Source organism: Mycobacterium sp. PS03-16, assembly GCF_004570325.1.
Taxonomy (GTDB): domain Bacteria; phylum Actinomycetota; class Actinomycetes; order Mycobacteriales; family Mycobacteriaceae; genus Mycobacterium.
Genome location: NZ_SPQO01000017.1, coordinates 67,650 through 91,520 on the forward strand (window position 1 = coordinate 67,650; position 23,871 = coordinate 91,520).

General features: G+C 70.4%; 25 protein-coding genes. 16 read left to right on the top strand and 9 right to left on the bottom strand.

Going from position 1 to position 23,871, the window contains the following annotated elements; translation table 11 throughout:
* The first annotated feature begins 18 nt into the window (after positions 1–18).
* Entirely contained in the window at positions 19–360 is a 342-nt protein-coding gene (locus tag E4P42_RS15820) for a hypothetical protein (RefSeq protein WP_135127022.1), read from the top strand.
* 3 nt (positions 361–363) lie between these two features.
* On the opposite strand, the gene E4P42_RS15825 is transcribed toward E4P42_RS15820, so the two are convergent.
* Entirely contained in the window at positions 364–1,467 is a 1,104-nt protein-coding gene (locus E4P42_RS15825; RefSeq protein WP_135127023.1) for a PDR/VanB family oxidoreductase, read from the bottom strand.
* Complete coding sequence (locus E4P42_RS15830; RefSeq protein ID WP_135127024.1) at positions 1,468–2,367, bottom strand: metal-dependent hydrolase; 900 nt, start codon at positions 2,365–2,367, stop codon at positions 1,468–1,470.
* Between the two features lie 68 nt (positions 2,368–2,435).
* Between E4P42_RS15830 and E4P42_RS15835 the strand changes: the two genes are divergently transcribed.
* Genes E4P42_RS15835 through E4P42_RS15845 form a run of 3 tightly spaced genes read left to right on the top strand, consistent with a single transcriptional unit; the run spans position 2,436 to position 4,557 of the window.
* Positions 2,436–3,281, top strand: a complete 846-nt coding sequence (locus E4P42_RS15835; RefSeq protein ID WP_135127025.1) for a lysophospholipid acyltransferase family protein — start codon at positions 2,436–2,438, stop codon at positions 3,279–3,281.
* Positions 3,282–3,289: 8 nt separating this feature from the next.
* Complete coding sequence (locus E4P42_RS15840; RefSeq protein ID WP_135127026.1) at positions 3,290–3,724, top strand: SRPBCC family protein; 435 nt, start codon at positions 3,290–3,292, stop codon at positions 3,722–3,724.
* Between the two features lie 41 nt (positions 3,725–3,765).
* The gene (locus E4P42_RS15845; protein ID WP_135127027.1) at positions 3,766–4,557 is read left to right on the top strand and encodes an SDR family oxidoreductase; all 792 of its coding nucleotides are present in this window, start codon (positions 3,766–3,768) and stop codon (positions 4,555–4,557) included.
* A 1-nt stretch (position 4,558) separates the two neighbouring features.
* On the opposite strand, the gene E4P42_RS15850 is transcribed toward E4P42_RS15845, so the two are convergent.
* On the bottom strand, positions 4,559–4,969 hold the full coding sequence (locus tag E4P42_RS15850) for a hypothetical protein (protein WP_135127028.1): 411 nt from the start codon (positions 4,967–4,969) through the stop codon (positions 4,559–4,561).
* 79 nt (positions 4,970–5,048) lie between these two features.
* Positions 5,049–7,265 (bottom strand): 4-alpha-glucanotransferase, encoded by a 2,217-nt coding sequence (gene malQ / locus E4P42_RS15855; protein ID WP_135127029.1) that lies wholly within the window; start codon positions 7,263–7,265, stop codon positions 5,049–5,051.
* A gap of 146 nt (positions 7,266–7,411) precedes the next feature.
* Here malQ and E4P42_RS15860 point away from each other — a divergent pair, with 146 nt between their 5' ends.
* A complete protein-coding gene (locus E4P42_RS15860; RefSeq protein WP_135127030.1) occupies positions 7,412–8,611 on the top strand; it encodes an MFS transporter in 1,200 nt (399 codons plus the stop codon).
* Here E4P42_RS15860 and E4P42_RS15865 read toward each other — a convergent pair.
* Positions 8,580–8,903, bottom strand: a complete 324-nt coding sequence (locus tag E4P42_RS15865) for a multidrug efflux SMR transporter (RefSeq protein ID WP_135127031.1) — start codon at positions 8,901–8,903, stop codon at positions 8,580–8,582. The two genes, E4P42_RS15860 and E4P42_RS15865, sit on opposite strands and share 32 nt — an antisense overlap.
* Positions 8,903–9,247 carry a multidrug efflux SMR transporter gene (locus E4P42_RS15870; RefSeq protein ID WP_135127032.1) on the bottom strand — a complete coding sequence of 115 codons (345 nt, stop codon included), beginning with the start codon at positions 9,245–9,247 and terminating at the stop codon, positions 8,903–8,905. Before E4P42_RS15870 ends, E4P42_RS15865 begins: the two co-directional genes overlap by 1 nt.
* A gap of 83 nt (positions 9,248–9,330) precedes the next feature.
* Here E4P42_RS15870 and E4P42_RS15875 point away from each other — a divergent pair, with 83 nt between their 5' ends.
* From E4P42_RS15875 to E4P42_RS15900, 6 genes are all read left to right on the top strand, one after another.
* The gene (locus E4P42_RS15875; protein ID WP_135127033.1) at positions 9,331–10,866 is read left to right on the top strand and encodes a carboxylesterase/lipase family protein; all 1,536 of its coding nucleotides are present in this window, start codon (positions 9,331–9,333) and stop codon (positions 10,864–10,866) included.
* A gap of 35 nt (positions 10,867–10,901) precedes the next feature.
* On the top strand, positions 10,902–11,828 hold the full coding sequence (locus E4P42_RS15880) for a sterol desaturase family protein (RefSeq protein ID WP_135127034.1): 927 nt from the start codon (positions 10,902–10,904) through the stop codon (positions 11,826–11,828).
* A gap of 30 nt (positions 11,829–11,858) precedes the next feature.
* Positions 11,859–12,383 carry a cation:proton antiporter regulatory subunit gene (locus E4P42_RS15885; protein ID WP_135127035.1) on the top strand — a complete coding sequence of 175 codons (525 nt, stop codon included), beginning with the start codon at positions 11,859–11,861 and terminating at the stop codon, positions 12,381–12,383.
* A gap of 3 nt (positions 12,384–12,386) precedes the next feature.
* Entirely contained in the window at positions 12,387–13,538 is a 1,152-nt protein-coding gene (locus tag E4P42_RS15890; RefSeq protein ID WP_135127036.1) for a cation:proton antiporter, read from the top strand.
* Between the two features lie 10 nt (positions 13,539–13,548).
* Positions 13,549–14,955: an FAD-binding oxidoreductase gene (locus E4P42_RS15895; RefSeq protein WP_135127037.1), complete on the top strand. Its 1,407-nt coding sequence runs from the start codon at positions 13,549–13,551 to the stop codon at positions 14,953–14,955.
* A 118-nt stretch (positions 14,956–15,073) separates the two neighbouring features.
* A complete protein-coding gene (locus E4P42_RS15900) occupies positions 15,074–15,748 on the top strand; it encodes a hypothetical protein (protein ID WP_135127038.1) in 675 nt (224 codons plus the stop codon).
* A 3-nt stretch (positions 15,749–15,751) separates the two neighbouring features.
* On the opposite strand, the gene E4P42_RS15905 is transcribed toward E4P42_RS15900, so the two are convergent.
* On the bottom strand, positions 15,752–16,186 hold the full coding sequence (locus E4P42_RS15905; protein ID WP_135127039.1) for a nitroreductase/quinone reductase family protein: 435 nt from the start codon (positions 16,184–16,186) through the stop codon (positions 15,752–15,754).
* A 99-nt stretch (positions 16,187–16,285) separates the two neighbouring features.
* On the opposite strand from E4P42_RS15905, the gene E4P42_RS15910 reads away from it, so the two are divergent.
* The 5 genes from E4P42_RS15910 to E4P42_RS15930 are packed head-to-tail and all read left to right on the top strand — an operon-like array spanning position 16,286 to position 20,013.
* Positions 16,286–16,963 (top strand): TetR/AcrR family transcriptional regulator, encoded by a 678-nt coding sequence (locus E4P42_RS15910; protein ID WP_135127040.1) that lies wholly within the window; start codon positions 16,286–16,288, stop codon positions 16,961–16,963.
* A gap of 31 nt (positions 16,964–16,994) precedes the next feature.
* Positions 16,995–17,333, top strand: a complete 339-nt coding sequence (locus E4P42_RS15915; protein WP_135127041.1) for a helix-turn-helix transcriptional regulator — start codon at positions 16,995–16,997, stop codon at positions 17,331–17,333.
* On the top strand, positions 17,330–17,971 hold the full coding sequence (locus E4P42_RS15920; protein ID WP_135127042.1) for an SRPBCC domain-containing protein: 642 nt from the start codon (positions 17,330–17,332) through the stop codon (positions 17,969–17,971). Before E4P42_RS15915 ends, E4P42_RS15920 begins: the two co-directional genes overlap by 4 nt.
* Positions 17,972–18,016: 45 nt before the next feature.
* The gene (locus E4P42_RS15925) at positions 18,017–18,514 is read left to right on the top strand and encodes a VOC family protein (protein ID WP_135127043.1); all 498 of its coding nucleotides are present in this window, start codon (positions 18,017–18,019) and stop codon (positions 18,512–18,514) included.
* Entirely contained in the window at positions 18,511–20,013 is a 1,503-nt protein-coding gene (locus E4P42_RS15930) for an FAD-binding protein (protein WP_135127044.1), read from the top strand. The genes E4P42_RS15925 and E4P42_RS15930 overlap by 4 nt, the downstream gene beginning before the upstream one ends.
* Here E4P42_RS15930 and E4P42_RS15935 read toward each other — a convergent pair.
* Together E4P42_RS15935 and E4P42_RS15940 are read right to left on the bottom strand one after the other, a co-directional pair.
* The gene (locus E4P42_RS15935; RefSeq protein WP_135127045.1) at positions 20,000–21,931 is read right to left on the bottom strand and encodes an ABC transporter ATP-binding protein/permease; all 1,932 of its coding nucleotides are present in this window, start codon (positions 21,929–21,931) and stop codon (positions 20,000–20,002) included. The two genes, E4P42_RS15930 and E4P42_RS15935, sit on opposite strands and share 14 nt — an antisense overlap.
* 45 nt (positions 21,932–21,976) lie before the next feature.
* Positions 21,977–23,866, bottom strand: coding sequence for an ABC transporter ATP-binding protein/permease (locus E4P42_RS15940; RefSeq protein ID WP_135127046.1), 1,890 nt, complete (start codon positions 23,864–23,866; stop codon positions 21,977–21,979).
* Between the last annotated feature and the right edge of the window lie 5 nt (positions 23,867–23,871).

The window sequence follows — 23,871 nt, forward strand, 5'->3', positions numbered from 1 at the left end:
CGAGCGGAGGACGAGTCGGTGGCAACGGTTCAGGTGGGCGGACAGCAACTGCCCGGCACATTCACCAATCACTTCCTGGCGCACCTGCAGGTCGCCGCGGCGGCGCGGTTCGCCGCGGGTAAAGGGTTCTTCCTCACCACCACGCAGTCCGACGGGAACGGCGAACGCACCGTCAGCCACTGGTTGCACCCCGGACTGCCGGTCAGCTTCGGCTTCGACATCGCCGACGGTGACGGCGGCCGGTTGTCACCGGTGGCGGTGGACACCGCCGAGGTCGACGAACTCACCGCGGCGATGGACACCCCTTACGGGGTGCGCGGCAGTGACGGCGTGTGGTGGCCGTTCGCCGAACACCTGTAGCGGCTACAGGTCCAGCGTGAGGCGGTCGCCGGCCGCCCGGGACACACAGGTCAACATCAGGCCCGCGGCCCGCTCCGGGTCGGTCAGCAGCGTGTCGCGATGGTCGACGTCACCGTCCTGCACCCGGGTGCGGCAGGTGCCGCAGAACCCCTGCTGACACGAGTAGGCCGTGTGCACGCCCGCTCGGCGCAGCGCGGCGAGCAGGGTCTCGTCGGCGGCCACCGGCACCGAGGCGCCGGTGGAGGCAACGGTCACCGTGAACGGGGCGCCGTCGACGACCGGCGGCGCGGCGAACCGCTCGAAGTGCAGTTCGGCGCCACGCCCGGCGGCGGCGAGCGCGATGCGGATCGCGGTCAGCATCGGTGCCGGTCCACAAGCGTACACACCGGTGCCGTCAAGCCGGTCGCCCAGCAGTTCCCGAACGTCGGGGATGCCGCCGGTGTCGTCGGTGCGGATCCGCACCCGGTCGCCGTAGGCGCTGACCTCGTCGAGGAACGGCAGGCTGTCGCGGGTGCGGCCGGTGTAGACCATCGACCAGTCCACGCCGAGGCGCTGCGCGACCGCGAGCATCGGCAGAATCGGCGTGATCCCGATCCCGCCGGCGACGAAACGCAGGCGCCGGGCCGGTGACCCGTAACCGGGCACGGTGAGCGGGAAGGCGTTTCGCGGGCCATGGGTGTGCACCGTCGAGCCGACCGGCAGCGCGTCGTGCGCCTCGACCGAACCGCCACCGCCGCCGGGGATCCGGCGCACCGCGATGCGGTATGCGCTCGCCGCCGGGTCGCCGCACAGCGAGTACTGCCGAATGCGGCCGCTGGGCAGGTGTAGGTCGAGATGCGCGCCGGGATACCAGCGCGGCAGCGGGTCGGCGCCGGTGGCCGCGAGGGTGAGCGCAACGACGTCCTCGTCACGGGCCACGACCCGCCGCTCGACCACGGTCAGCGTCAACCGGTTGTCGCGGGCGGCGGGTGGGGAGATGTCTCGAACCCGGCCGGACAGCGCCCACAGCGCGGAGATCGCCGCGTCGGCGACCCCGAGCGACACGTCGTGGCGCAACCCGCCGAACGCGCTCGGCGGCGTGTGCCGGAACCGGTCGAGCAGTGCCATCTACAGGTGTGCGGCGCGCGCCGCGGGGGAGCCGGCCAGGTACGCGACGGCCTGTGCCGTCGACCCCATCTCCGCCGGGGAGAAGCCGGGACGGAAGTACATGAACGTGTTGGCGCCGAACAGTTTCCGGTACCGCGGCAGCAGGCCCAGCGCGGAGTCGCGCATCCGCATCCGGTTGAAGCGCCACCAGCTGATGTCGGTGTGCGGGTCGTGCTTGACCAGATACCACGCCGCGCGCTGGAAGAACACGAAGATCAGGGGTACGGCCAGCGACATCGCCCGGATGCGGTCGAGGTAGCTGTCGTGGAAGTACACCGCGACGTCGTGTGCGACGCTGCGGTGCTCCACCTCCTCGCTGCCGTGCCAGCGGAACAGATCGGCCATCGTCGGGTCGGCGCCGTGCTCGTCCCACGTGCAGTTCAGCGCGAAGTCGCCCATCACCGCGGTGTAGTGCTCGATCGCCGCGATGAGCCACAGCCGGTCGCACAGGTGGTTGAGCCGGCGTTTGGGATCCGTCGAGGTGGTCGGCGCCAGCACCTTTCCGAAGACGTACTCGATCTGGTCGAGCACCGGCGCCGGGTCGATGCCGTGCGTCTCGAGGTAGGAGTGCAGCACCTGTTCGTGGACGTCGGCGTGAGTGGCCTCCTGCCCGATGAACCCCCGCATGTCGTCGGCCAGCTTGGGATCGTGCACCAGCGGCAGGGCCTCGTTGAAGGTGTCGACGAACCACCGTTCGGCGGCCGGCAGCACGATGTTGAGCAGGCTGACGACGTTGGACGCCACGGGGTGGCCGGGGATCCAGTGCAGCGCCACGCCGTCGACGTCGAACGCGACCCTGCGGGCCTGGATCTGCACCGGCCCCGGATCGACCTCCGGGAAATCTCCTTGTGCTCCCGCCATGCCGGGGAGTGTACAAGTACATGGGAACGCAGGTTTCGGCTAACCGTCTTGTGTCAATACGCACCGCTATGGCCGGGATCACAGACGCTCTCGAATGGGCCAAGCACCAGATCACCTCCCGGGTGCCCAAGGCCGACCTGGATCAGCGCGACTCCGACTACATCCTCGAGCAGCTGCCGGGCACCTGGCTGCTGGCCTCGCTGTACTTCCGCGCCGACGTGCGCGGGCTCGACCGCATCCCCAAGGACGGGCCGGTGCTGCTGGTCGGCAACCACAGCGGCGGCAACCTGCCGCCGGACACCTTCGTGTTCACGCTGGCGTTCTGCTCCTACTTCGGCGTGGAGCGGCCGTTCTACCAACTGGCCCACAACCTGGTGGTGTCGATGCCGGGGCTGGGCTGGCTGCGCAAGTTCGGCACCGTCGCGGCCAACCATGAGAATGCCAAGCTGGCACTGGAATCCGGCGGCGCGCTGCTGGTCTACCCGGGCGGCGACTATGAGGTGTTCCGGCCGTCGTGGGAACGCCACCGGGTCGATTTCGGCGGCCGCAAGGGATACGTCAAGCTCGCCCGCGAAGCCGGCGTGCCGATCGTCCCGGTGGCCAGCGTCGGCGGCCAGGAGGCGGCCCTGTTCCTCGATCGGGGCCAGTGGCTGGCCAAGCTGCTGATGGTCGACAAGACCGCCCGGCTCAAGAGTGTGCCGATCCTGCTGGCGCCGCCGTGGGGCCTGGCGGTCAGCGACCTGATCCCGCGCCTGCCGCTGCCCACGAAGATCGTCATCGAGGTGCAGGAGCCCATCGACGCCGAGGACATCGCCGGCGCCGACGACGACGTGATCAACGACAAGGTGCTGGCCAGCCTGCAGTCCGGGGTGGACCGGCTGGCCGCGGAACGCCGCTTCCCGGTGATCGGATAGGGGCGTCGATGAGGCTCGAACGGCGCTGCATCCTCGATGCCGATCGCGACACCGTGTGGAAGACGGTCAGCAACCCGGACTGCTATCCGGAGTTCATGGCCAGCCTGGAGCGCTGGGAGACGGTCACCGACGGACCGGTCGGCGTCGGCTCCCGATTCACCGTGCACTGGAAGGTGGGTTCGGTGCCGATCGGCGGGGTCATCGAGATCGTCGAACTCGACGCGCCCCGCGACCTGGCCTGGATCGGCATCACCGGTATCACGCTGCGTGGGCGGTTCCGCCTGCGCGACGCCTCCGACGGGCGGACGAAGGTGACGTTCCGCCTGGCCTACGAGGCGCCCGGCGGACTGCTCGGCCTGATCGCCGACCGGGTCGCCGCCCGCCAGGTCGGCCGCAACATGTCCGAGACGCTCAAGCGGCTCAAGACCCTGGTGGACGGCTGACCCCGCCGTTTGGCGTTCCCGGCCGCGGGTAAGCGTCGCCCATGGCAGACACATCCAAGCTGGCCTTGGTCACCGGCGCGTCCACGGGCATCGGCTTCGAACTGGCCCGGCAGTTCGCCGAGCACGGCTACGACCTGGTGATCGCGGCCGACGAGGCCCAGATCCATGTGGCGGCACAGGAATTGCTGCAGACCGGCCGATCGGTCACACCGGTCGAGGTGGATCTGCGCTCGGAGGACGGCGTCGCCTCGCTGTATCAGACCGCCACGGCGGACGGGCGCCACCTCGACGCGGCCGCGCTCAACGCCGGCATCGGGCGGGCCGGCAAGTTCATCGACGGGGATCTCGGGGAGGACCTCGCGATCATCGACCTCAACGTGCGCTCCACCGTCCACCTGGCGAAACTCGTACTGCGGGATATGGCCGACCGCGGTCGGGGACGCCTACTGTTCACGTCCTCGACGGTCGCCGCGGTGCCCGGATCCGAGCAGAGCATCTACAACGCGTCCAAGTCGTTCGTGCAGAGCTTCGCCGAGGCGCTCCACGACGAGATGCGCGACACCGGGGTGACCGTGACGTCGTTGATGCCCGGCCCCGTCGACACCGAGTTCTTCACCCGCGCCAAGATGCGCAACACCGCCATCGGCGGGCCGGTGCCGAAGGACGATCCGGCGGACGTGGCGCGGCAGGGTTACGAGGCGCTGATGCGCGGCGACCGGAAGGTGGTCGCGTCGTCACTTATGTCGAAGGCGTTCGGGGCGGTCAACACGGTGCTGCCCGACTCCGTCAAGGCGAAGGTGAACCGGCTGATCGCCCGGCCGATGGGCCGTTAGCTCAGCCGACCGGCGGCGGCGTCCCCGCCCCGGGCGCACCCTGGATCGGGACGATGGGGGTCGGCGTGACCGTGGTGATGCCGTTGGCGCCGACTCGCGGGCCACCGGCCGGCTGCGTGGCCTTGAGCCGATCGGCCGCGGCCTGGCTGCAGTCCAGCATCAACAGCATCCGGCCCTGCGACGTCAGCTTCTGCTGGTCGACCAGGCAGCTGGACTGCGGCAACACGCTGCCGAACGACCCGCCGAACGTGGCCTTGACCCCCTGGGCACGCAGCAGCTGCAGCGCCTTGTTGTAGGGCTCGCCGACGACGTTGTAGCTCCCACCCGGCTGCGACGCGGCAACACCGGCGCTGATCACCGCTGCGGATCCGGCAGCCAGCACACCGGCGCCGAGCATCACGAGCTTCTTCACATGGCCTCCGTCAGTTGCAGTGCGCTGCGAACATATCGCAGCGGTGACGAATGTGAAACCGGAGGAAGGGGCCGCGGCGTTACACCGGCGGATGCGTCAGATCGTGCATGACGGCGCCGAGCGCCGCCGCCCGAGGATCGGTGAACACGTCCTCGACCAGGCGTTGTCGTCCGTCCGGGCCGCGCAGCGGCACTCGCCAGTTCGGGTACTCGTCGCTGGTGCCGGGCTGGTTCTGGGTCTTGAGGTCACCGACCGCGTCGGCCAGCGACAGCGCGAGTAGTCGCGACGGGGTGCGGCCCAGATAGCGGTGCAGGGCGAGGACCACTTCGTCGACGTCGGTGTCGGGCGTGTCGGCCGCCAGCACCCCGCTGCGGCGCAGCTCCGCCAGCCACGCCGCCTGCGCGGCCCGGTCGTCGGCGAGTTCCTCGTCGGCCGGCCTGGTCAGCAGCCCCAGCTCGTCGCGAAGCCGCACGTGCTCGCCGGCGAGGTAGCCCGCCGTCGGGGGCAGGTCGTGGGTCGTCACCGCCGACAGGCAGAACTCCCGCCAGCGCTCCGCGGGCAGCGGCCCGCTTCGGTTCTCCCCCGAGTCGGCCCCCTGCCCTTCGGGCGAGAGGTACCCCCGGCGCTCCTGCCCGCCGGCTCCGGGTGAGTCGCGGTCCTGTTCGAACCACAGGATCGACGTCCCGAACAGCCCGCGGTCGGCGAGGTAGTCCCGCACCCACGGTTCGACCGTGCCGAGATCCTCACCGACCACCACCGCCCCGGCGCGGTGTGCCTCCAGCGCGACGATGCCGATCATCGCCTCGTGGTCGTAGCGGACGTACGTGCCGGCCGTGGGCGCCGCGCCGCGGGGGATCCACCACAGCCGGAACAGCCCGATGATGTGGTCGATGCGGACTCCGCCCGCATGCCGCAGCACTCCGTTGACCAGCGCGCGGAACGGTGCGTAGGCCTGCTCGACGAGTTGGTCGGGCCGCCACGGCGGCTGGGACCAGTCCTGGCCGAGCTGGTTGAACTCATCGGGCGGGGCGCCCGCGGTGACGCCGAGGGCCAGCACGTCCTGCAGCGCCCATGCGTCGGCGCCGTTCGGATCCACCCCGACGGCCAGGTCGTGCATCACGCCGAGGTCCATCCCGGCGCCGATCGCGGTGGCCTGCGCGGCGGTCAGCTGATCATCCAGCTGCCACTGTAGCCAGCGGTGGAAGTCGACCTTCTCGGCGTGCTGGGCGGCGAACGCGGCGACCGCCTCGCTCGCCGGGTGCTGCAGGTCGGCCGGCCAGTCGTGCCAATCGCCGCCGTAGGTCTCGGCGAGCACGCACCACACCGCGAAGTCGTCGAGGCTGCGGCCCTCGCGGGCCCGGTACCCGGCGTAGGCCAGCTCGCGGCCGGCCGACCGCTCGACGCGGTACACCGTCTCCAACGCCGCCCGCTTGGCCCGCCACGCGGTGTCGCGGTCGATCAGTTCCCTGCGGCGCGCCCGGGCCTGCACCTCGGTGCGGGTGCGGCGCAGGCGTCCGCGGTGCCGGACCGCCGCGTACTCGGCGATGGCCTCCGGGCGCAGATACAGCGGATTGACGAACCGCCGGGAGGTCGGCAGGTACGGCGACGGTTCCATCGGCGCCACGGGTGCGGCCGCATGCAGCGGATTGACCAGCACGAAACCGGCGCCGTGCCGGGTGGCCGACCATACCGCGAGGTCGGTCAGGTCTGTGAGATCGCCGACGCCCCACGAGCGTTCGGACCGCACGCTGTAAAGCTGGGTGGCCAACCCCCAGCTGCGCCGCGAACCCAGGCGGGCGGGCACCGGCAGCCGGGCGGGGGTGACGATCAGGGGCGCGTCGGTCTCGAACGCTGCGACCCTCAGGTGCACCCGGTGATATCCCATCGGCAGGTCTGCGGGCACCTCGAAGCTCGCCTCGCCGACCAGCCGCCCGTCGAGGTCATACGGCGCGGTGTCGTTGCGCAGTTGGCGCAGCCCGGTGCGCGTCGACCCGTCCTCGAGCGTCACCCACACCTCGACCTCGTCGCCGTGGGTGACGTGCACCCAGAACGTCGTCGTGGATCCGGTGCGGGCGACGATGGTCGGCGGTAGCGACCGTTCCCAGTGCCTGCGGTCGTGTGCCGCCAGCGCCGCGGCGCGCTCCCGGTCGTCGTCCGCCGCGACGCCGAGCGCGGCGAGCACGGCGATCAGCGTCGACTCGGGCACCGCCACCTGCGTGCCGGACCAGTCCTCGTAGTGGGTGGAGACGCCGTAGCGGCCGGCGAGTTCGACCAGGGACGCGGACAACTCGGTCATGGCTGACCATCTTGCCGGGTGCGGCGATGCGGGGCAGGTCGGCGGCGGTGGGGTAGCGCTGTCGGCACGGGCGCAGGGGTTCCCGTTCGCGGGCGTTGTAATCCGCGTCGTGAAGGCCTCGCCGGCTGATCGGTAGGGTCATCCCCATGGCGTCCGGGGTGCTCGACCAGGTCGCGGCCTCCACCCGCCGGGCCAGGGTCGCCGTCGCGGCCCAGTTCTTCACGAACGGCGCGCTGTTCGCGAACCTGCTGCCGCGCTTCCCGGAGATCAAGACCGACCTCGCGCTGTCCAACACGTTCTACGGTCTGGCCGTCGCGGCGTTCTCGGCGGGCGCGTTCGTCGCGGGTCTGACGGCCGGTGCGCTGATCCGGCGGTTCACCTCGGCGCGGGTGGCGGTCGGCGGGACGCTGGGCATCGCGGTGTTCATGGTTCTCGCGGGCCTGGCGCCCTCGGGGTTGCTGTTCGCTGCCGCGCTGTTCGTCGCCGGCGCCGCCGACGCGGTCACCGACGTGGCGCAGAACGCGCACGCGTTGCGGGTACAGCGCAGCTACGGCCGGTCGATCATCAACTCGGTGCACGCCGTCTGGGCCAGCGGTGCGGTGGTCGGCGGGTTGATGGGCGCGGGCGCGATCGCGTTGCACATCCCGCGCGCCGTGCATCTCGGTGTCGCCGCCGTGCTGTTCGGCGCGGTGGTGCTGGTGGCGTACCGATTCATGCTGCCCGGCGCCGACCACGACGACCATCCGGCGGCCACGGCCCCGGTGCGCGGCGGCGCCGGCCGCCGGGGCTACCTCGTGCTGGGCGCGCTGACGTTGATCGCCATCGCCGGTGCGCTGGTCGAGGATGCGGGCAGTTCATGGGCCACCCTGTACCTGCGCGACGGCGTCGGGGCCCCGGCCGCGGTCGCCGCGTTCGGGTACGTCGCGCTGGTCAGCGCGATGTTCGTCGGACGCCTGATCGGCGACCGGCTCGTCGACCGGTTCGGCGACGTCGCCGTCGCCCGCACGGGCGGGGTGCTGGCCGCCGCCGGGATGGGCGCCGCCCTGGCATTCCCTTCCGTGCCCGTCACCATCGCCGGGTTCGCGCTGGCCGGTCTCGGCGCGGCCACCTGGATCCCGGCGGCGATGAACCATGCCGACCAGCTGCCCGGATTACGGCCCGGGACCGGCCTGACGCTGGTGACCTGGCTGCTGCGGATCGGCTTCCTGGCGTCCCCGCCGGTCGTCGGGCTGATCGCCGACCACGCCGGCCTGCGCATCGGGCTGCTGACGGTCCCGGTTGCGGGATTGGTCGTGGTGGCGGCCGCCGGCGCGCTCAGTGCGCGAAGCCGGTCAACTCGATCGTGAGCACGCCCGCGACGATCAGCGCGATCCCGGCGCCCATCACCGGGTTGAGCCGCTCCCCGAACAGGAACCGGGCCAGCACCGCGACCAGCGCGACACCGCACGCCGTCCACACGCCGTAGGCGATGCCGACCGGCATACCCAGCCGCAGCGTCAGCCACAACAGCGTGAACGACGTCAGATACCCGAGGACGACCGGCGCGAGCCACGCCTTCCGGCGGAAACCCTCCGAGGCGCGCAGGCCCAGCGTCGCCAGCACCTCGAGAGCGATCGCGGCGCCCAGCGTGGCGTACATCACGGCGCGTCCACCGCCTTCCGGCGCGGATGCGATCCGAACTCCACGAGCAGCACCCCGGCGATGATCAACGCGATACCCGCCGCGATCGGCCACGTGAACGGGTCGCCGAAGATGCGGGCGGCCAGCACCGCGGTGGCGGCGGTGCCGGTGGCCCCCCAGATCCCGTAGGCCACGCCGACCGCCATGCCGGCCCGCAACACCGCGGTCAGCAGAATGAACGCCCCCAGGTACCCGGCGACCACCAACATCAGCCACAGGTTGTGATCCTGCGACGCGCGCAGCGCGAGTGTGGCGGCGACCTCACTGGCGATCGCTGCCACCAGCAGCGCTGACTTTCGCACCGGGCCAACCTATCTGAAGAGGTGAGTAGCCTGGTTCAGCCGGCTGTTGCAGCGGCGAGGACGAGTGAAGAAGGTGATGTGCGGTGACGGCCGAACCCGTCGTCGACACCGTTCACGGGCCCGTGCGCGGGTCCGACGACGGTGTCGTGATGTCGTGGAAGGGCGTGCGCTACGCCGCCGCCCCGGTGGGCGAACTGCGGTGGCGGGCACCCGAACCGCCGCAGCGCTGGTCGGAGGTCGCCGACGCCCGGCGGACCGGCCCGGTGTGCCCCCAGTCGACGGACCCCCGCATCCCGATCGACCTCGGCGGTCCGCAGGACGAGGACAGCCTGCGGCTCAACGTGTGGGCGCCGTCGGGGACCGCCGCCGGGGCCGGCAAGCCGGTGATGGTGTGGGTGCACGGCGGCGCTTACGTACTGGGGTCGGCCAATCAGCCGCTCTACCACGGCCGGGCACTGGCCGTGGGCGGCGACGTCGTGGTGGTCGCCGTGAACTACCGTCTCGGGGCGTTCGGCTTCCTCGACCTGTCCTCGTTCAGCACCGCCCGCACCCGGTTCGACAGCAATCCCGGTCTGCGTGACGTGCTGGCCGCCTTGCGCTGGGTGCGCGAGAACATCGCGGCGTTCGGAGGCGACCCCGACCGGGTCACGCTGTTCGGGGAATCCGCCGGCGGCGGCATCGTCACCAGCCTGATGACCAGCCCGGCCGCCGCCGGACTGTTCACCGCGGCGATCGCGCAGAGTTCCCCGGTGACGTCGGTCTACAGCGCCGATCGTGGCCGGCGGACCGCCGAGGCGTTCCTGGACCGGCTCGGGGTGCACCCGGCCGACGCCGACCGTCTGGCCGCGGCACCGCTGCCCGCGATCCTCGCGGCGTCCAAGCAGTTGTTCGACCACGTACCGGTGAGCACGCCGGGAACTCTGGCGTTCGCCCCGATCGTCGACGGCGACGTGCTACCGGAGGTTCCCGCGCACGCCGCGCGCAACGGCCGGTCGCTGCCCGTCCCGCTGATCATCGGGACCAACAAGCACGAGGCCGCGCTGTTCCGGTGGATGCGCTCACCGCTGATGCCGATCACGCCGCAGGCCATCAACGCGATGTTCGCCGAGATCGCCGCCGAGCAGCCCACCGCGCAGATCCCGTCGGAGGAGGAGCTGGTCGCCGCGTACCCGGGTCTGCGTGGCAAGGCTCGCGGACTGGGTGTGGCGCGCGACATCGGCTTCCGGATGCCGTCGGTGTGGTTCGCCGAGGGCCACAGCGCGATCGCCCCCGTCTACCTGTACCGCTTCGACTTCGCGACGCCGATGCTGCGGCTGATCCGGCTGGGGGCCGCCCACGCCACCGAGCTGCCCTACGTCTGGGGCAATCTCGTCGCCGGGCCCAAGGATCCGACGTTCAAGCTCGGCGGGCTGAAGGCCGGCACCGCCGTCTCGGAGCGCATGCGGGCGCGCTGGACGGGATTCGCCGCGGCCGGCGAGCCGGGTGGAAGCCCGCGGTGGCGGGCGTACCGGTCCGACGACCGCGCGACGCTGGTGATCGACGGCGACGACGCCGTCGTCGACGATCTGGACGGTCCGCTGCGCACCGCGTGGGGTGATCAGGTCCTCAGTTTCCAGTAGCGCCGCTCGCTACACTCCGATCGGAGGTGGTGAGCATGGACGCGATCCGGGCGTTCCTCGACGTGTTGCCGCCGCAGATGCGCGATCCGGTGCTGTTCGCGATCCCGTTCTTCCTGCTGCTGTTGATCGTCGAGTGGACCGCCGCGCGCCGGCTCGAACACCTCGAGTCCGACGAGCGCGCCCCGTCGGGCGCCTACGCCGCCCGCGACGCGTGGGCCAGCATCTCGATGGGCCTGGTGTCGATCGCCACCATGGGCGCCTGGAAGTTCGTCGCACTGCTCGGCTATGCGGCGCTCTACGCCTACGTCGCGCCGTGGCAGCTGTCGGCCACGCAGTGGTACACGTGGGTGATCGCCATTCTCGGGGTGGACGTGCTGTTCTACGCCTATCACCGCACCGCGCACCGGGTCCGGCTGATCTGGGCCACCCACCAGGCCCACCACTCCAGCGAGTACTTCAACTTCGCGACCGCGCTGCGCCAGAAGTGGAACAACAGCGGCGAGATCCTGATGTGGCTGCCGCTGCCGTTGCTCGGCGTGCCGCCATGGATGGTCTTCGCGAGTTTCTCCCTGAGCCTCATCTACCAGTTCTGGATCCACACCGAGCGCATCGGTACCCTGCCGCGGCCGATCGAGTTCCTGTTCAACACCCCGTCGCACCATCGCGTGCACCACGGCCGCGACCCCCAGTACCTCGACCGCAACTACGGGGGCATCCTCATCATCTGGGACCGTCTGTTCGGCACCTTCCAACCCGAGATCACCCGGCCCCACTACGGCCTGACCAAACCGGTGAACACCTACAACATCTGGCGGCTGCAGACGCACGAGTACGCCGCGATCGCCCGCGACGTGCGGCGCGCGACCCGCTGGCGCGACCGACTCGGATATGCGTTCGGCCCGCCCGGCTGGCAGCCGGCCAGTACGGATCACGTGAGCGAAACGGCCGCGATGCGTTCGTGATTTCGCCCTCCGGCGCAGCAGTATGGAGGCATGGATGTCAAAGAGGTTCTGCTGCCCGGCGTCGGTCTGCGGTTCGAGTTCGACAACCGTGACGGTGACCGGATCGGTGTGGTGGCCCGGCGCACCGGCGATTTCGAGGTCGTCGTGTACCCGAAGGAGGATCCGGACTCGGCGCAGCAGGTGTTCCGGCTGACCGGTGAGGAGGCCGAGGCGCTGGCGCAGATCCTCGGGGCGCCCCGCATCGCCGAACGCTTCGCCGATCTCACCCGCGAGGTGCCCGGGCTCAACGCCGGCCAGGTGTCCGTGCGCCCGGGCAGCCCGTTCGTCGACCGGCCGCTGGGCGACACCCGCGCCCGCACCCGCACCGGCGCGTCGATCGTCGCGATCGTGCGCGACGAGGAAGTCTTGGCCTCACCCGGGCCCGCCGACCTGCTGCGGGCCGGCGACGTACTGGTGGTGATCGGCACCGAGGAGGGTCTGGCCGGGGTGGACACCATCGTCAGCCAGGGCCATCGAGGCGAGGGGCACACGGCCGGCCCGCCGGCCCGGGGCTGACCGGTGGAGGTCTCCGCGCTGCTGTTGTTCGAACTCGGCGTCATCCTCACGGTGCTCACCGTGCTGGGGACCGTCGCGCGGCGCCTGGGCCTGTCGCCGATCCCGCTGTACCTGGCGGCCGGGTTGGCGCTCGGCGAGGGTGGACTCATCGCGGTGCCCGCCGCGGGGGAGTTCCTCGAGACCGGTGCGACCATCGGCGTGGTGCTGCTGCTGCTCACGCTGGGCCTGGAGTTCTCGATCGGGGAGTTCGCCACCAGCCTGCGCAGGCATCTGCCGTCGGCGTGGGTCGACATGATCCTCAATGCGGCGCCCGGCGCCATCGCGGGCTGGCTCATCGGGCTGGACGGTGTGGGCATCCTTGCCCTGGCCGGGGTCACCTGGATCTCGTCGTCGGGCGTCATCGCTCGGCTGCTGTCGGACCTGCGCCGGCTGGGTAACCGGGAGACGCCGGCCGTGCTGTCCATCCTGGTGCTCGAGGACTTCGCGATGGCCGCCTACCTGCCGCTGCTGGCGGTGCTGGCCGCGGGTGGGACATTCCTGCAGGCCCTGTTCGGCATGGCCGTCGCGATCAGTGCGCTGGCGTTCGCGTTCGTGGTGTCCTACCGGTGGGGCCATCACGTCGGGCGCCTGGTGGCCCATCCCGACAACGAGCAGCTGCTGCTGCGCATCCTCGGCCTGACGTTGATCGTCGCCGCGCTCGCCGAGTTCATCCACGCCTCGGCCGCGGTCGGCGCCTTCCTGGTGGGGTTGACGCTGACGGGGGAGGCCGCCGATCGGGCGCGCACCGTGCTCAGCCCGCTGCGCGACCTGTTCGCCGCGATCTTCTTCCTCGCCATCGGGGTGGCGGTGCATCCGGCCGACCTGCTGCCGATGCTGCCCGCGGCGCTGGCGCTCGCCGTGGTCACCTCCGGCACCAAGGTGATCACCGGGCAGTACGCGGCGCGGCGTGAAGGCGTCGGCCGGCCGGGTCAGCTGCGCGCCGGGACCGCGCTGATCGCCCGCGGCGAGTTCTCGCTGGTGATCATCGGGCTGGTCGGGGCGACCGTCGAGGGACTCGAGGCGGTGGCGACGCCGTACGTGTTCATCCTCGCGATGATCGGCCCGGTGCTGGCCCGGTTCAGCGGTGCGCGGGTGCGGGTCCGGCGCGCCGGATAGTCTCCGCGGTGTGCAGACGGTATTCGACACACCGGTCGAGGCGAAGCGCATCGACGTCGCGTTGGCGGGCAGCAGGTTCGGGTCGATGTGGCTGGATGTGCCGCGCCCGCAGTACCCGCAGCTGACGGGGAACGCCACCGCCGACCTCGTGGTGGTGGGCGCCGGCTACACCGGACTGTGGGCCGCGCTGCACGCCGCGCAGCGCGGAACCGACCGGCGCATCGTCGTGGTGGAGTCCGACCGGGTCGGCTGGGCCGCGTCGGGCCGCAACGGCGGCTTCGTCGAGGCCAGCCTCACCCACGGCGCCGAGAACGGGAAGTCACGCTGGCCCGAGGAGTTCGAGCAGCTCGAGGCGCTCGGGCTGGACAACCTCGACGGGATGCAGGCCGACATCGAACGGCTCGGCCTCGACGTCGACTGGGAACGCACCGGGATGCTCACGGTGGCGACCGAACCGCACCAGGTGGCGTGGCTGCGCGACGCTGCCGTAGCAGGTGAGGGGAAGTACCTCGACCAAGCCGCCGTCACCGCCGAGCTGCGGTCGCCCACCTATCGGGCGGGCCTGTTCAGCCCGCACACCTGTGCCATCGTCCACCCGGCCAAGCTGGTGCTGGAGCTGGCCCGCGCGGCGGCCGACGCCGGGGTGCAGATTCACGAGCACACGGCTGCCACGGCGCTGGACACCTCCGGGGACACGGTGGTCGTGCACACCGCCGCCGGCCGAGTGACCGCGAAGCGGGCGCTGCTGGCCACCAACGTCTTCCCGAGCCTGCTGCGCCGCAACCGCTGGCACACGGTGCCGGTGTACGACTACGTGCTGGCCACCGAACCACTGAGCGCCGAGCAGCTCGCGCGCATCGGCTGGCAGCACCGCCAGGGTGTCGGCGACAGCGCCAACCAGTTCCACTACTACCGCCTCAGCGCGGACAACCGGATCGTGTGGGGCGGCTACGACGCGGTCTACCACTTCGGGCGCAAGGTCAAGGCCGCATACGAGGACCGGCCGCAGAGTTACCGGCGGCTGGCGGCGCACTTCTACCTCACCTTTCCGCAGCTCGACGACGTCCGGTTCGACTACCGCTGGGCCGGCGCGATCGACACCAACACCCGGTTCTGCGCGCACTGGGGTCTCGCGCGCGGCGGTCGCGTCGCCTACGTCAACGGGTTCACCGGGCTCGGAGTGGGCGCCGCCCGCTTCGCCGCCGATGTCTGCCTGGACCTGCTCGACGGCGCGGACACCCCGCGCACCCGGCTGCGGATGGTGCGCGAGAAGCCGTTGCCGTTCCCGCCCGAACCGGTGGCCGCGGTGGGCATCAACGCGACCCGCTGGTCGCTGGACCGTGCCGACCACAACGCCGGCAGGCGCAATCTGCTGTTGCGCACGCTGGATACACTCGGGCTCGGATTCGATTCGTGATCCGTTCGTAACGGCCGTGCCGGACCGCTCGATAAAGGGAACACGAGCGGCCGCTGCAACCACGGTCGCACCGCCGTAGCCTGGGTGACCAGGACACCCCCGCGGGGAGGGAGTACTCGTGCGCCGACGTCTGCTGAGCGTGCTGGCCGCCGCGGCGGCGCCTGTCGTGGCGCTGCTGGCGCCGGCGGCGCCCGCCCAGGCCGATCCGGGGGTGCTGGTGTTCCCCGGCATGGAGATCCGGCAGGACACCAACGTTTGCACGCTCGGCTTCGTCGACCCCGCGCAGCGCATCGCGTACACCGCGGGGCACTGCCGCGGCAGCGGTCCGGTCAGCGACCGCGCGGGCAATCACATCGGCAACCAGACCGCGTTCAGCGACAACACCCCCGACGGCGCCACCATCGACATCAACCACCAGATCTCGGATTGGCAGACCATCGCACTGGCGCCCGACGTGCAGGTCAACAACGTCCTGCCGGGTGGGCGGCCGCTGGTCACGGATGCGTCGGTGGCGGTGACCCCGGGCATGCCGGTGTGCCACTTCGGCGTGATGACCGGGGAGAGCTGCGGCACGGTCGAGGCGGTGAACAACGGCTGGTTCACGATGGCCAACGGCGTGGTGAGCCGAAAAGGCGACTCCGGCGGACCGGTGTACTTCAACGCCCCCGACGGCCGTGCGGTGATGATCGGGATGTTCAACAGCACGTGGGGTCAGTTCCCCGCGGCGGTCTCCTGGCAGGCGGCCGTCCAGCAGGCCGGCGGGGACATCGTCACCGCCGCCGGCGCTGCCTGACGGTCACCGCAGCAGTTCGAAGACCGGGATCGACGCGGCCGCCGCCCGTAGTTCGTCGGCGTCGGAGTCCGGGGTAAGCCCGCCGACGTGGTTGCTGACCTCCCAGTACCACCGCTGCAGGTAGCGGCGCAGCAGCGGTGGCTTGTCCGCATCGGCGACCTCGGCGATCCCCACCTCGCGGCGCCGCCAGCGCGGCCCCACCATCACGGTCCCGGCGGCCCGCGCGTTGCGCGCCCACTGCGTGTTGCCGCGCGGTGAGACCACGTAGTCGCGGCCGTCGACCGACAGCACGTTGACCACCACCGCGCGCAGCGCGCCGGTGCTGCGGCCGCGAACCCGCAGCGCTTGGGTGCCCGCGACGCTGATGCCGAGGTCGGCCAAATGCCGGACCACCTCGTTGCCCGCGCGGGCCAGCGTGCCGGGTTCGTCGTAGCGCATGGTCGTCCTTTCTTTCGAGAGCGGTGCTCTCGCTTCAGATTGGCATGCCGCGGTCGGTAAAACAAGAGCACCGATCTCGTTTCATGTCACACTGGCCCCATGGGGAAGCGCAAGGAGACCCGCGACCGCATCGAAGCGCAGATCATCGAGCTGGGCCGCCGCCATCTCGTCACCGAGGGTGCCGCGGGGCTGTCCCTGCGGGCGATCGCGCGAGAGCTGGGCATGGTGTCTTCGGCGGTGTACCGGTACGTCGCCAGCCGCGACGAACTGCTGACGCTCCTGCTGGTGGATGCGTACTCGGAGCTGGCGGACGCCGTCGACGCGGCACGGGCGGCCGGGGGTCCGTGGGAGGGCCGGCTGCGGGCGATGGCAGGGGCAGCCCGGCAGTGGGCGGTCGAGCGGCCCGCCGGTTGGGCACTGCTCTACGGCAGCCCGGTCCCCGGTTACCGTGCTCCGCGCGAGCGCACCGTCGGCGCGGGCACCAGGGTGGTGGGCGCGTTGTTCGGCGTCATCGCCGACGGAATCGCGGCCGGCGACATCCCCCGGTCCGCAGTGGCCGTGGCGCCGCCCCTGTCGTCGGAGTTCGACGCGCTGCGTGACGAATTCGCCTTCAGCGGTGACGATTCGGCCATGTCGAAGGCGCTGCTGGTGTGGGCGGCACTCATCGGCGCGATCAGCCTCGAGGTGTTCGGCCAGTACGGACCCGACACGTTCGGCGACCCGCGCGCCGTGTTCGACCTGCAGATCGACCTGCTGCTCCAAATACTGAAGTCTTGACTTATATAAGCCAGGGCTTTACCTTCAGGTGGTGCACGCGTTCGACGTCCTGGGAGACCCGGTGCGCCGCCGCATCCTCGAACTGCTCGCCGACGGCGAGTTGCCGGCGGGCGCGATCGGCGACACCATCTCCGCGGAGTTCGCGATCACCCAACCCGCGGTCTCGCAACATCTGAAGGTGTTGCGCGACAACGGTTTCACCACCGTACGACCCGAGGGGCAACGTCGGCTCTACGCCGTCAACGGGGCGGCGCTGCGCGACGTGGACGAGTGGCTGGCCACGTTCCGCCGGTTCTGGACCCCGCATCTCGACGCGCTCGGCACGGAGATCGCGCGCGGCAAACGCGAAAGACGAAGGAGGGCACCATGAAAGACATCGACGTCGACCATCAGATCAACGCGGTCACGCGCACCGTGGGCACCCGCACGATCGATGCGGGGGAGGCGCGCATCGTCACGATCAGCCAGGTCTACGACACCGACCAGGACGACCTCTGGGAGGCGATCACCACCGCTGATCGCATCGCGCGCTGGTTCCTGCCGATCAGCGGCGAGTTGGCGGTCGGCGGCTCCTATCAGTTGCAGGGCCACGCCGGCGGCACCGTGCTCACCTGCGACCCGCCGAAGAACTTCACCGCCACGTGGGAGTCCGGCGGCAGCGTCAGCTGGATCGACGTCAGCGTGGTCGGCGAGGGCGCCGACCGGGCCAGGCTGATCGTCGAGCACATCGCCCAGGTCGACGACGACGTCTGGAATCAGTTCGGACCCGGTGCGGTCGGCATGGGCTGGGACTCCATGGTGCTGGGGCTGGCGCTGCACCTGTCCAGCGGCGCATCCATCGATCCGGCCGAAGGGCAGGAGTGGACCACCACCGAGGAGGGGCGGCGGTTCCTGAAACTGTCCAACGAGCAGTGGTACGCCGCAGACGTGGCCGCCGGTGCGGATCCGGACGCGGCGCGCGCGGCGGCGCAGCGCTGCCTGGCCGCCTACTACGGCGAGGAAAACTAGAACACGTTCTCGCGCGCGGGCGGGGTGGGCGATATCCTCGAACCGATGCTTGACCAGACACCTGTCCAGGTTGCGTGGGTGACGCGGGATCTCGAGGCGACCGCCGAGGCGCTGAGCACCATGCTGGGCGCCAGGAAGTGGGTGCGTATGCCGAACGTCCACTTCGGTCCGGACAGCTGCCGCTACCGCGGCCGGCCCGCCGACTTCGTCGCCGACGTCGCGCTGAGCTACGCGGGCGACATGCAGTTGGAGATCATCGCCCCGGTGCGCGGCGAGAGCCTGTACTCGGAATTCCTCGACCGGTCCGGCCCCGGCATGCACCACATCTGCCTGGAGGCGGCCGACAGGCCGGCCTTCGACGCGGCGGTGGCCGATGCGCAGCACCGCGGCGCCGAGTTGGTCGCCGACGGAACGATGGCCGGTGGCATGCGGTTCGCCTATCTGGGCGCGCCGGCGGCCGGTGTGCCCTACATCGAGATCGCCCATCTCTCGGACGACATCCGCGCGTTCTTCGACCACGTCAAACAGGAGCAGCAGTCATGAGCACCGACATCCCCGAGACCGTCGACGCCGCCACGGTCGAGAACTGGTCCGACGACGTCGACGTCGTGGTGCTCGGCTTCGGCATCGCCGGCGGATGCGCGGCGGTGAGCGCGGCCGCGGCCGGCGCCCGGGTTCTGGTGCTGGAGAAGGCCGCCGACGCCGGAGGCACCACGTCGATGGCCGGCGGCCACTTCTACCTCGGTGGGGGCACCGCGGTGCAGAAGGCGACCGGTCACCAGGACACGCCCGAGGAGATGTACAAGTACCTGGTGTCGCAGGCCCGCGACCCCGAACACGACAAGTTGCGCGCCTACTGCGACGGCAGCGTCGAGCACTTCGAATGGTTGGAGGCACTCGGATTCGAGTTCGAGCGCACCTACTATCCCGGCAAGGTCGTCGTGCCACCCGGAACCGAAGGCCTGTCCTACACCGGCAACGAGAAGGTGTGGCCGTTCTGCGAGCAGGCCGTGCCCGCGCCGCGCGGACATTCGGTGCCCGTCCCCGGCGAGCTGGGCGGCGCCGACATGGTGATCAAGCTGCTGGTCAAGCGCGCCGCCGACCTCGGTGTGCAGATCCGCTACGAGACCGGCGCGACCAATCTCGTCGTCGAGGGCGACCGGGTGGTCGGCGCGCGCTGGAAGCACTTCGGCGACACCGGCACGGTGCGGGCCGGCGCGGTGGTCATCGCCGCGGGCGGGTTCGCGATGAACCCCGACATGGTCGCCGCGCACACTCCGGCGCTGGGACAGAAGCGCAAGACCAAACACCACGGCGAAGTCGAGCCCTACATCCTCGGCAACCCGAACGACGACGGGCTCGGCATCCGGATGGGCGTCTCGGCGGGCGGGGTGGCCAAGGATCTGGACCAGCTGTTCATCACCGCCGCCGCGTATCCGCCGGAGATCCTGCTCACCGGGGTGATCGTCAACAAGAACGGGGAGCGGTTCGTCGCCGAGGACTCGTATCACTCCCGCACCTCCGCGTTCGTGCTGGAACAGCCCGACCAGACGGCCTATCTCGTGGTCGACGAGGCGCACATGCAGATGCCCGAGATGCCGCTGATCAAATTCATCGACGGCTGGGAGACCGTCGGGGAGATGGAGGCGGCGCTCGGCATCCCCGAAGGCCGGTTGGCCGCCACGCTCGAGCGCTACAACGCCAACGCCGCGCGCGGTGAGGACCCCGACTTCCACAAGCAGCCGGACTACCTGGCCCCACAGGACACCGGGCCGTACGCGGCGTTCGACCTGTCGCTGGGCATCGCGATGTACTCGGGTTTCACGATGGGCGGGCTCGCGGTGACCGTCGACGGCGAGGTGCTGCGTCAGGACGGCTCGACGGTGCCGGGCCTCTACGCGGCGGGAGCGTGCGCGTCGAACATCGCCCAGGACGGCAAGGGATATGCCAGCGGAACGCAGCTGGGAGAAGGGTCGTTCTTCGGGCGGCGGGCGGGGGCACACGCCGCGGATCTCGCCCGGCGGCAGGTCAGCTCGAGCTAGAGGGCGTGTCGGCGCCGACCTCACCGAGCCGCCACTGCCCACCGCCGAGCAGCGCCAACTCCTGCTCGTGGTGGCCGATCACCGTGCCGCGATGCGCAACGCTGACCAGGATCGTGTCGGGTAGCTCCTCGCGCACCATCTGATACAGCATCGTCTCCAAACCCACATCCAGCGCGGAGGTGGCCTCGTCGAGGAACACCGCCTTGGGCTTGGTCAGCAGGATCCGGGCGAACGCGACGCGCTGCTGTTCGCCGGGGGAGAGCACTTTGACCCAGTCCTGCTCCTCGTCGAGCCGCGCCACCAGATGCGGCAGCGCCACCTTGGTCAACATCGCCCTGAGCTCGTCGTCGGAGAAGTCGCCGACCTCCCCCGGGTAGGACAGCACCGCCCGCAGATCGCCGAGGGGCACGTACGGCATCTGCGACAGGAACATCGTCTCGTTCGGACCGGCCGGACAGCGCAGCGTGCCGGTGGTGTACGGCCACAGCTGCGCGAGACTGCGCAGCAGCGTCGTCTTTCCGGTGCCCGAGGTACCCGTGACCGCGAGCGTGTCGCCGCACTCCAACCGCAGGTCGATCGGATCGATCAGCTGGGTGCCGTCCGGTTTGCGCACCTCGACGTCGTCGAGCTCCACCACGCCGTTCGCGCTGGCGGCCACCGCGAGCGTCGGCAGTTCGCGGCCTTCGTCGTTGGCGACCACCAGGCCGTGCAGACGCACGATGGCGGCGCGATATCCGGCGAAGTCGTCGTAGGCGTTCCGGAAGAACGACAGGCCGGTCAGGATCGAGCGAAAGGCCGTCGCAGTCTGCCCCAGTGCGCCGAGGGTGATCTCGCCGTTGTAGAACCGCTGGAACTGCACGACGTACGGAATGAGCTCCTGAGCTTGGGTGACCGACAGGTTGAAGCCCGCGAAGCCCATCGTGCGGTTGATGTACTTGCGGTAGTTCGTCACCACCGGGGCGAACAGGCGCCGCAGCCCCGAGCGTTCGGCGGCCTCGCCGCGGTAGAACGCCACCGCCTCGGACGCGTCCCGAAGTCGGACCAGGGCGTATCGGAATGCGGCGTTGTACTTCTCGTTGTTGAACGAGAGCCGGATGAAGGGCCGGCCGATCCGGAACGCGATCACCGTCGCGATGAAGACGTAGACGATGCCGATCCAGAAGATCGCCTTGGGCAGCGTGTAACCCACGAACGGCACGGTCAGGGGCCCCGAAAGGTTCCACAGGATCGCCGTGAAGGAGATCATCGAGGCGATCGAGGAAATCGCGCCGAACAGCAGCGTCGTCTCCGAGCCCTGGTTCGGACGGTTGGGCTGCGAGTTGACGCCGGCGGTGAAGATGTCGATGTCGGCCTGGATGCGCTGGTCGGGGTTGTCGATGGTGGCGTCGATGAACCGGGACCGGTAGAACGCCTTGCCCTCCAGCCAGTTGCCGGTGAGCCTGTCGGTCAGCCAGACGCGCCAGCGCAGCATGAATCGCTGTGCGAGATAGAGGTCCAGCATGACCAGCGCGATGTTGATCGCCGCGAGGATTGTGAAGACGAGCATCGACAACCAGAAGCCGTCGCCGCCGGACTGCCGTACCGCCTCGTCATCGCTCCCCAGCCCCGCCGCGATGACTTGGAAGCTGGTGGACATGTCGTTGCCCTGGTAACTGAACAGGACCGACAGCCGGACGCCGGTGATCACGGACAACAGCAGGCCGCCGAGCCACACCCAGACGATCACGCTGTCGCGGCCCACGAAGTAGTCGCGGGTGACCCGCCAGAACTGTCCGCCCCATTCGGTGTAACGGACGATCAGGACGAGGATGACCATGGTCGCCACCGCGGCGTACACCCAGCCTTTGGCGATCCATTCCAGCGAGGTCCACAGCTCGCTGCCCCAGTCGAGCGTTGGGGTGAATGTTTCCGACTCCACCCGGGAAAGGTACCGTGACCGCCCGGTTTCAGCCGGTCAGGCCGGTCAGCGGGTCGCGGTGAGTCGGCTCAGCCGCCACGCCCCGTCGCCGTTGAGGTCGAGCCGGTGGCCGTGGAACCGCGCCACCGTGTCGCGATGGGTCACACTGACCACGACCGCCCGCGGCAGTCGCCTGCGCAACAACTCGTAGAGCATGGACTCGAGTCCCTCGTCGAGCGCCGAGGTGGACTCGTCGAGGAACACCGCCTCTGGCACGTTGACGAGGACGCGCGCGAACGCGATGCGCTGCTGTTCGCCCACCGACAGCACTCGTGACCAGTCCGCCTCCTCGGTGAGCCGGACGGCGAGATGGGGGAGCGCCACGTCGACGAGCGCGCGCTGCACGTCGCGGTCGGCGACGGCACCCTCGGCCTGCGGATAGGACACCGCGGCGCGCAGATCGCCCAACGGCAGGTACGGCAACTGCGGGACGAACATCGCCTGTGTCCGGCCGCCGGGCAGCGTGACCCGGCCGGTGGCGAACGGCCACAGCCCGGCGAGGCTCTGCATCAGCACGGTCTTGCCGATCCCGGACGGTCCGTGCACCAGCAAGCCGGCGCCCGGCGCCACAGACAGTTCGAGGTCGCGGATCAGTGGGCGGCCGTCAGGGGTGCGAACGTCGAGCCCCGACACATGGAGCGCCCCGTCGCCCGCCTCGGCGGTGGCGACGTGGGCGAACGCCCGGGCCCGGGCGTTCTGCGTGACCAGCCCGTCGAGGCGGATGGTGGCCGCGCGGTAGCCGGCGAATTCGTCATAGGCGTTGCGGAAGAACGACAGCGAGTCGTGGATGACACCGAATGCCGTGGCCGACTGCATGACCGCGCCGAATGTGATCTGCCCGGCGAACAGCCGCTGCGCCTGCACGATGAACGGCAGCGGGTTGATCGCCTGGCTCATCGACACGTTCCACCCGACGAACAGCAGCATCCGGTGCAGCCACCGGCGGTAATTCGTCATCACCGCGTCGAGCCGGTGCTCGAGCAGGCGGCGCTCGGCGGGCTCGCCGCGGTACAGGCCGACCGCACCGCCGGCGTCGCGCAGCCGCACCAGGGCGTACCGGAAGCCGGCGTTGCGCAGTTCGTTGCGAAAACTCAGCCGGATCAGCGGCCGCCCGACGACCACGGCGACCACCGTCACCACGGCGACGTAGCCGAGCACGATCCAGAACAGGGCCCGCGGCAGCGTCGCCCCGAGCACGGTCAGCGGCCCCGACAGCTGCCAGAGGATGGTGCCGAACGCCGCCGTCGACAGCACCGCCTGGACGGCGCCGAAGAGCAGGACGTTGCTCGAGCTGAAGCCGGGATTGTTGGGCTGACCACCGACCCCGGTGGTGAAGATGTCGATGTCGGCCTGGATCCGCTGGTCCGGGTTGTCGACGGGCTGGCGGGAGAACCGGCCCCGGAAGTAGGCCTGGCCATCGAGCCAGTCGCCGATCAGCCGGTGGGACAGCCAGATTCGCCACCGCATGATGAACCGCTGGGTGAGGTAGAGGTCGATCAGCAGCCGCGCCACGAAACAGGCGGCCAGCACCGCGAACACCACCATCGTCGCCCAGAACCCCGCCGCGCCCGCGGCGCTGTCACCGGCGAACGCGACCTGCAGCGCGGTGAACAGATCGTTGGCGTAATAGCTCAGCAGCACGCTGATCCGCACCAGCACGATCGTCGACACCAGCAGCGCCGCCAGCACCGCCCACACCGGGATGCTCTGCCGACCGGTGAAGTAGTCGCCCGACACCCGGCGGAACTGACGGCCCCACTCGGTCACCCGGCTCAGCAGGAACAGCACAGCCACCACGGACGGTGCGGTGACGGTGAAGACCTCGAGCACCCACAGCGCCGAGCGCGCGAACTCCGTGCTCCAGTCGATCGACGGCCGGAAGACCAGCGTGTCCACCGGGG

What these genes read in the sequence shown, in the direction of transcription:
- E4P42_RS15845 (WP_135127027.1), top strand. Translation starts at nt 3,766, where the DNA reads ATGGCAGACACATCCAAGCTGGCCTTGGTCACCGGCGCGTCCACGGGC.
- E4P42_RS15865 (WP_135127031.1), bottom strand. Translation starts at nt 8,903, where the DNA reads ATGTACGCCACGCTGGGCGCCGCGATCGCTCTCGAGGTGCTGGCGACG.
- malQ (WP_135127029.1), bottom strand. Translation starts at nt 7,265, where the DNA reads ATGACCGAGTTGTCCGCGTCCCTGGTCGAACTCGCCGGCCGCTACGGC.
- E4P42_RS15840 (WP_135127026.1), top strand. Translation starts at nt 3,290, where the DNA reads ATGAGGCTCGAACGGCGCTGCATCCTCGATGCCGATCGCGACACCGTG.
- E4P42_RS15860 (WP_135127030.1), top strand. Translation starts at nt 7,412, where the DNA reads ATGGCGTCCGGGGTGCTCGACCAGGTCGCGGCCTCCACCCGCCGGGCC.
- E4P42_RS15885 (WP_135127035.1), top strand. Translation starts at nt 11,859, where the DNA reads ATGGATGTCAAAGAGGTTCTGCTGCCCGGCGTCGGTCTGCGGTTCGAG.
- E4P42_RS15930 (WP_135127044.1), top strand. Translation starts at nt 18,511, where the DNA reads ATGAGCACCGACATCCCCGAGACCGTCGACGCCGCCACGGTCGAGAAC.
- E4P42_RS15880 (WP_135127034.1), top strand. Translation starts at nt 10,902, where the DNA reads ATGGACGCGATCCGGGCGTTCCTCGACGTGTTGCCGCCGCAGATGCGC.
- E4P42_RS15920 (WP_135127042.1), top strand. Translation starts at nt 17,330, where the DNA reads ATGAAAGACATCGACGTCGACCATCAGATCAACGCGGTCACGCGCACC.
- E4P42_RS15835 (WP_135127025.1), top strand. Translation starts at nt 2,436, where the DNA reads ATGGCCGGGATCACAGACGCTCTCGAATGGGCCAAGCACCAGATCACC.
- E4P42_RS15830 (WP_135127024.1), bottom strand. Translation starts at nt 2,367, where the DNA reads ATGGCGGGAGCACAAGGAGATTTCCCGGAGGTCGATCCGGGGCCGGTG.
- E4P42_RS15825 (WP_135127023.1), bottom strand. Translation starts at nt 1,467, where the DNA reads ATGGCACTGCTCGACCGGTTCCGGCACACGCCGCCGAGCGCGTTCGGC.
- E4P42_RS15910 (WP_135127040.1), top strand. Translation starts at nt 16,286, where the DNA reads ATGGGGAAGCGCAAGGAGACCCGCGACCGCATCGAAGCGCAGATCATC.
- E4P42_RS15905 (WP_135127039.1), bottom strand. Translation starts at nt 16,186, where the DNA reads ATGCGCTACGACGAACCCGGCACGCTGGCCCGCGCGGGCAACGAGGTG.
- E4P42_RS15925 (WP_135127043.1), top strand. Translation starts at nt 18,017, where the DNA reads ATGCTTGACCAGACACCTGTCCAGGTTGCGTGGGTGACGCGGGATCTC.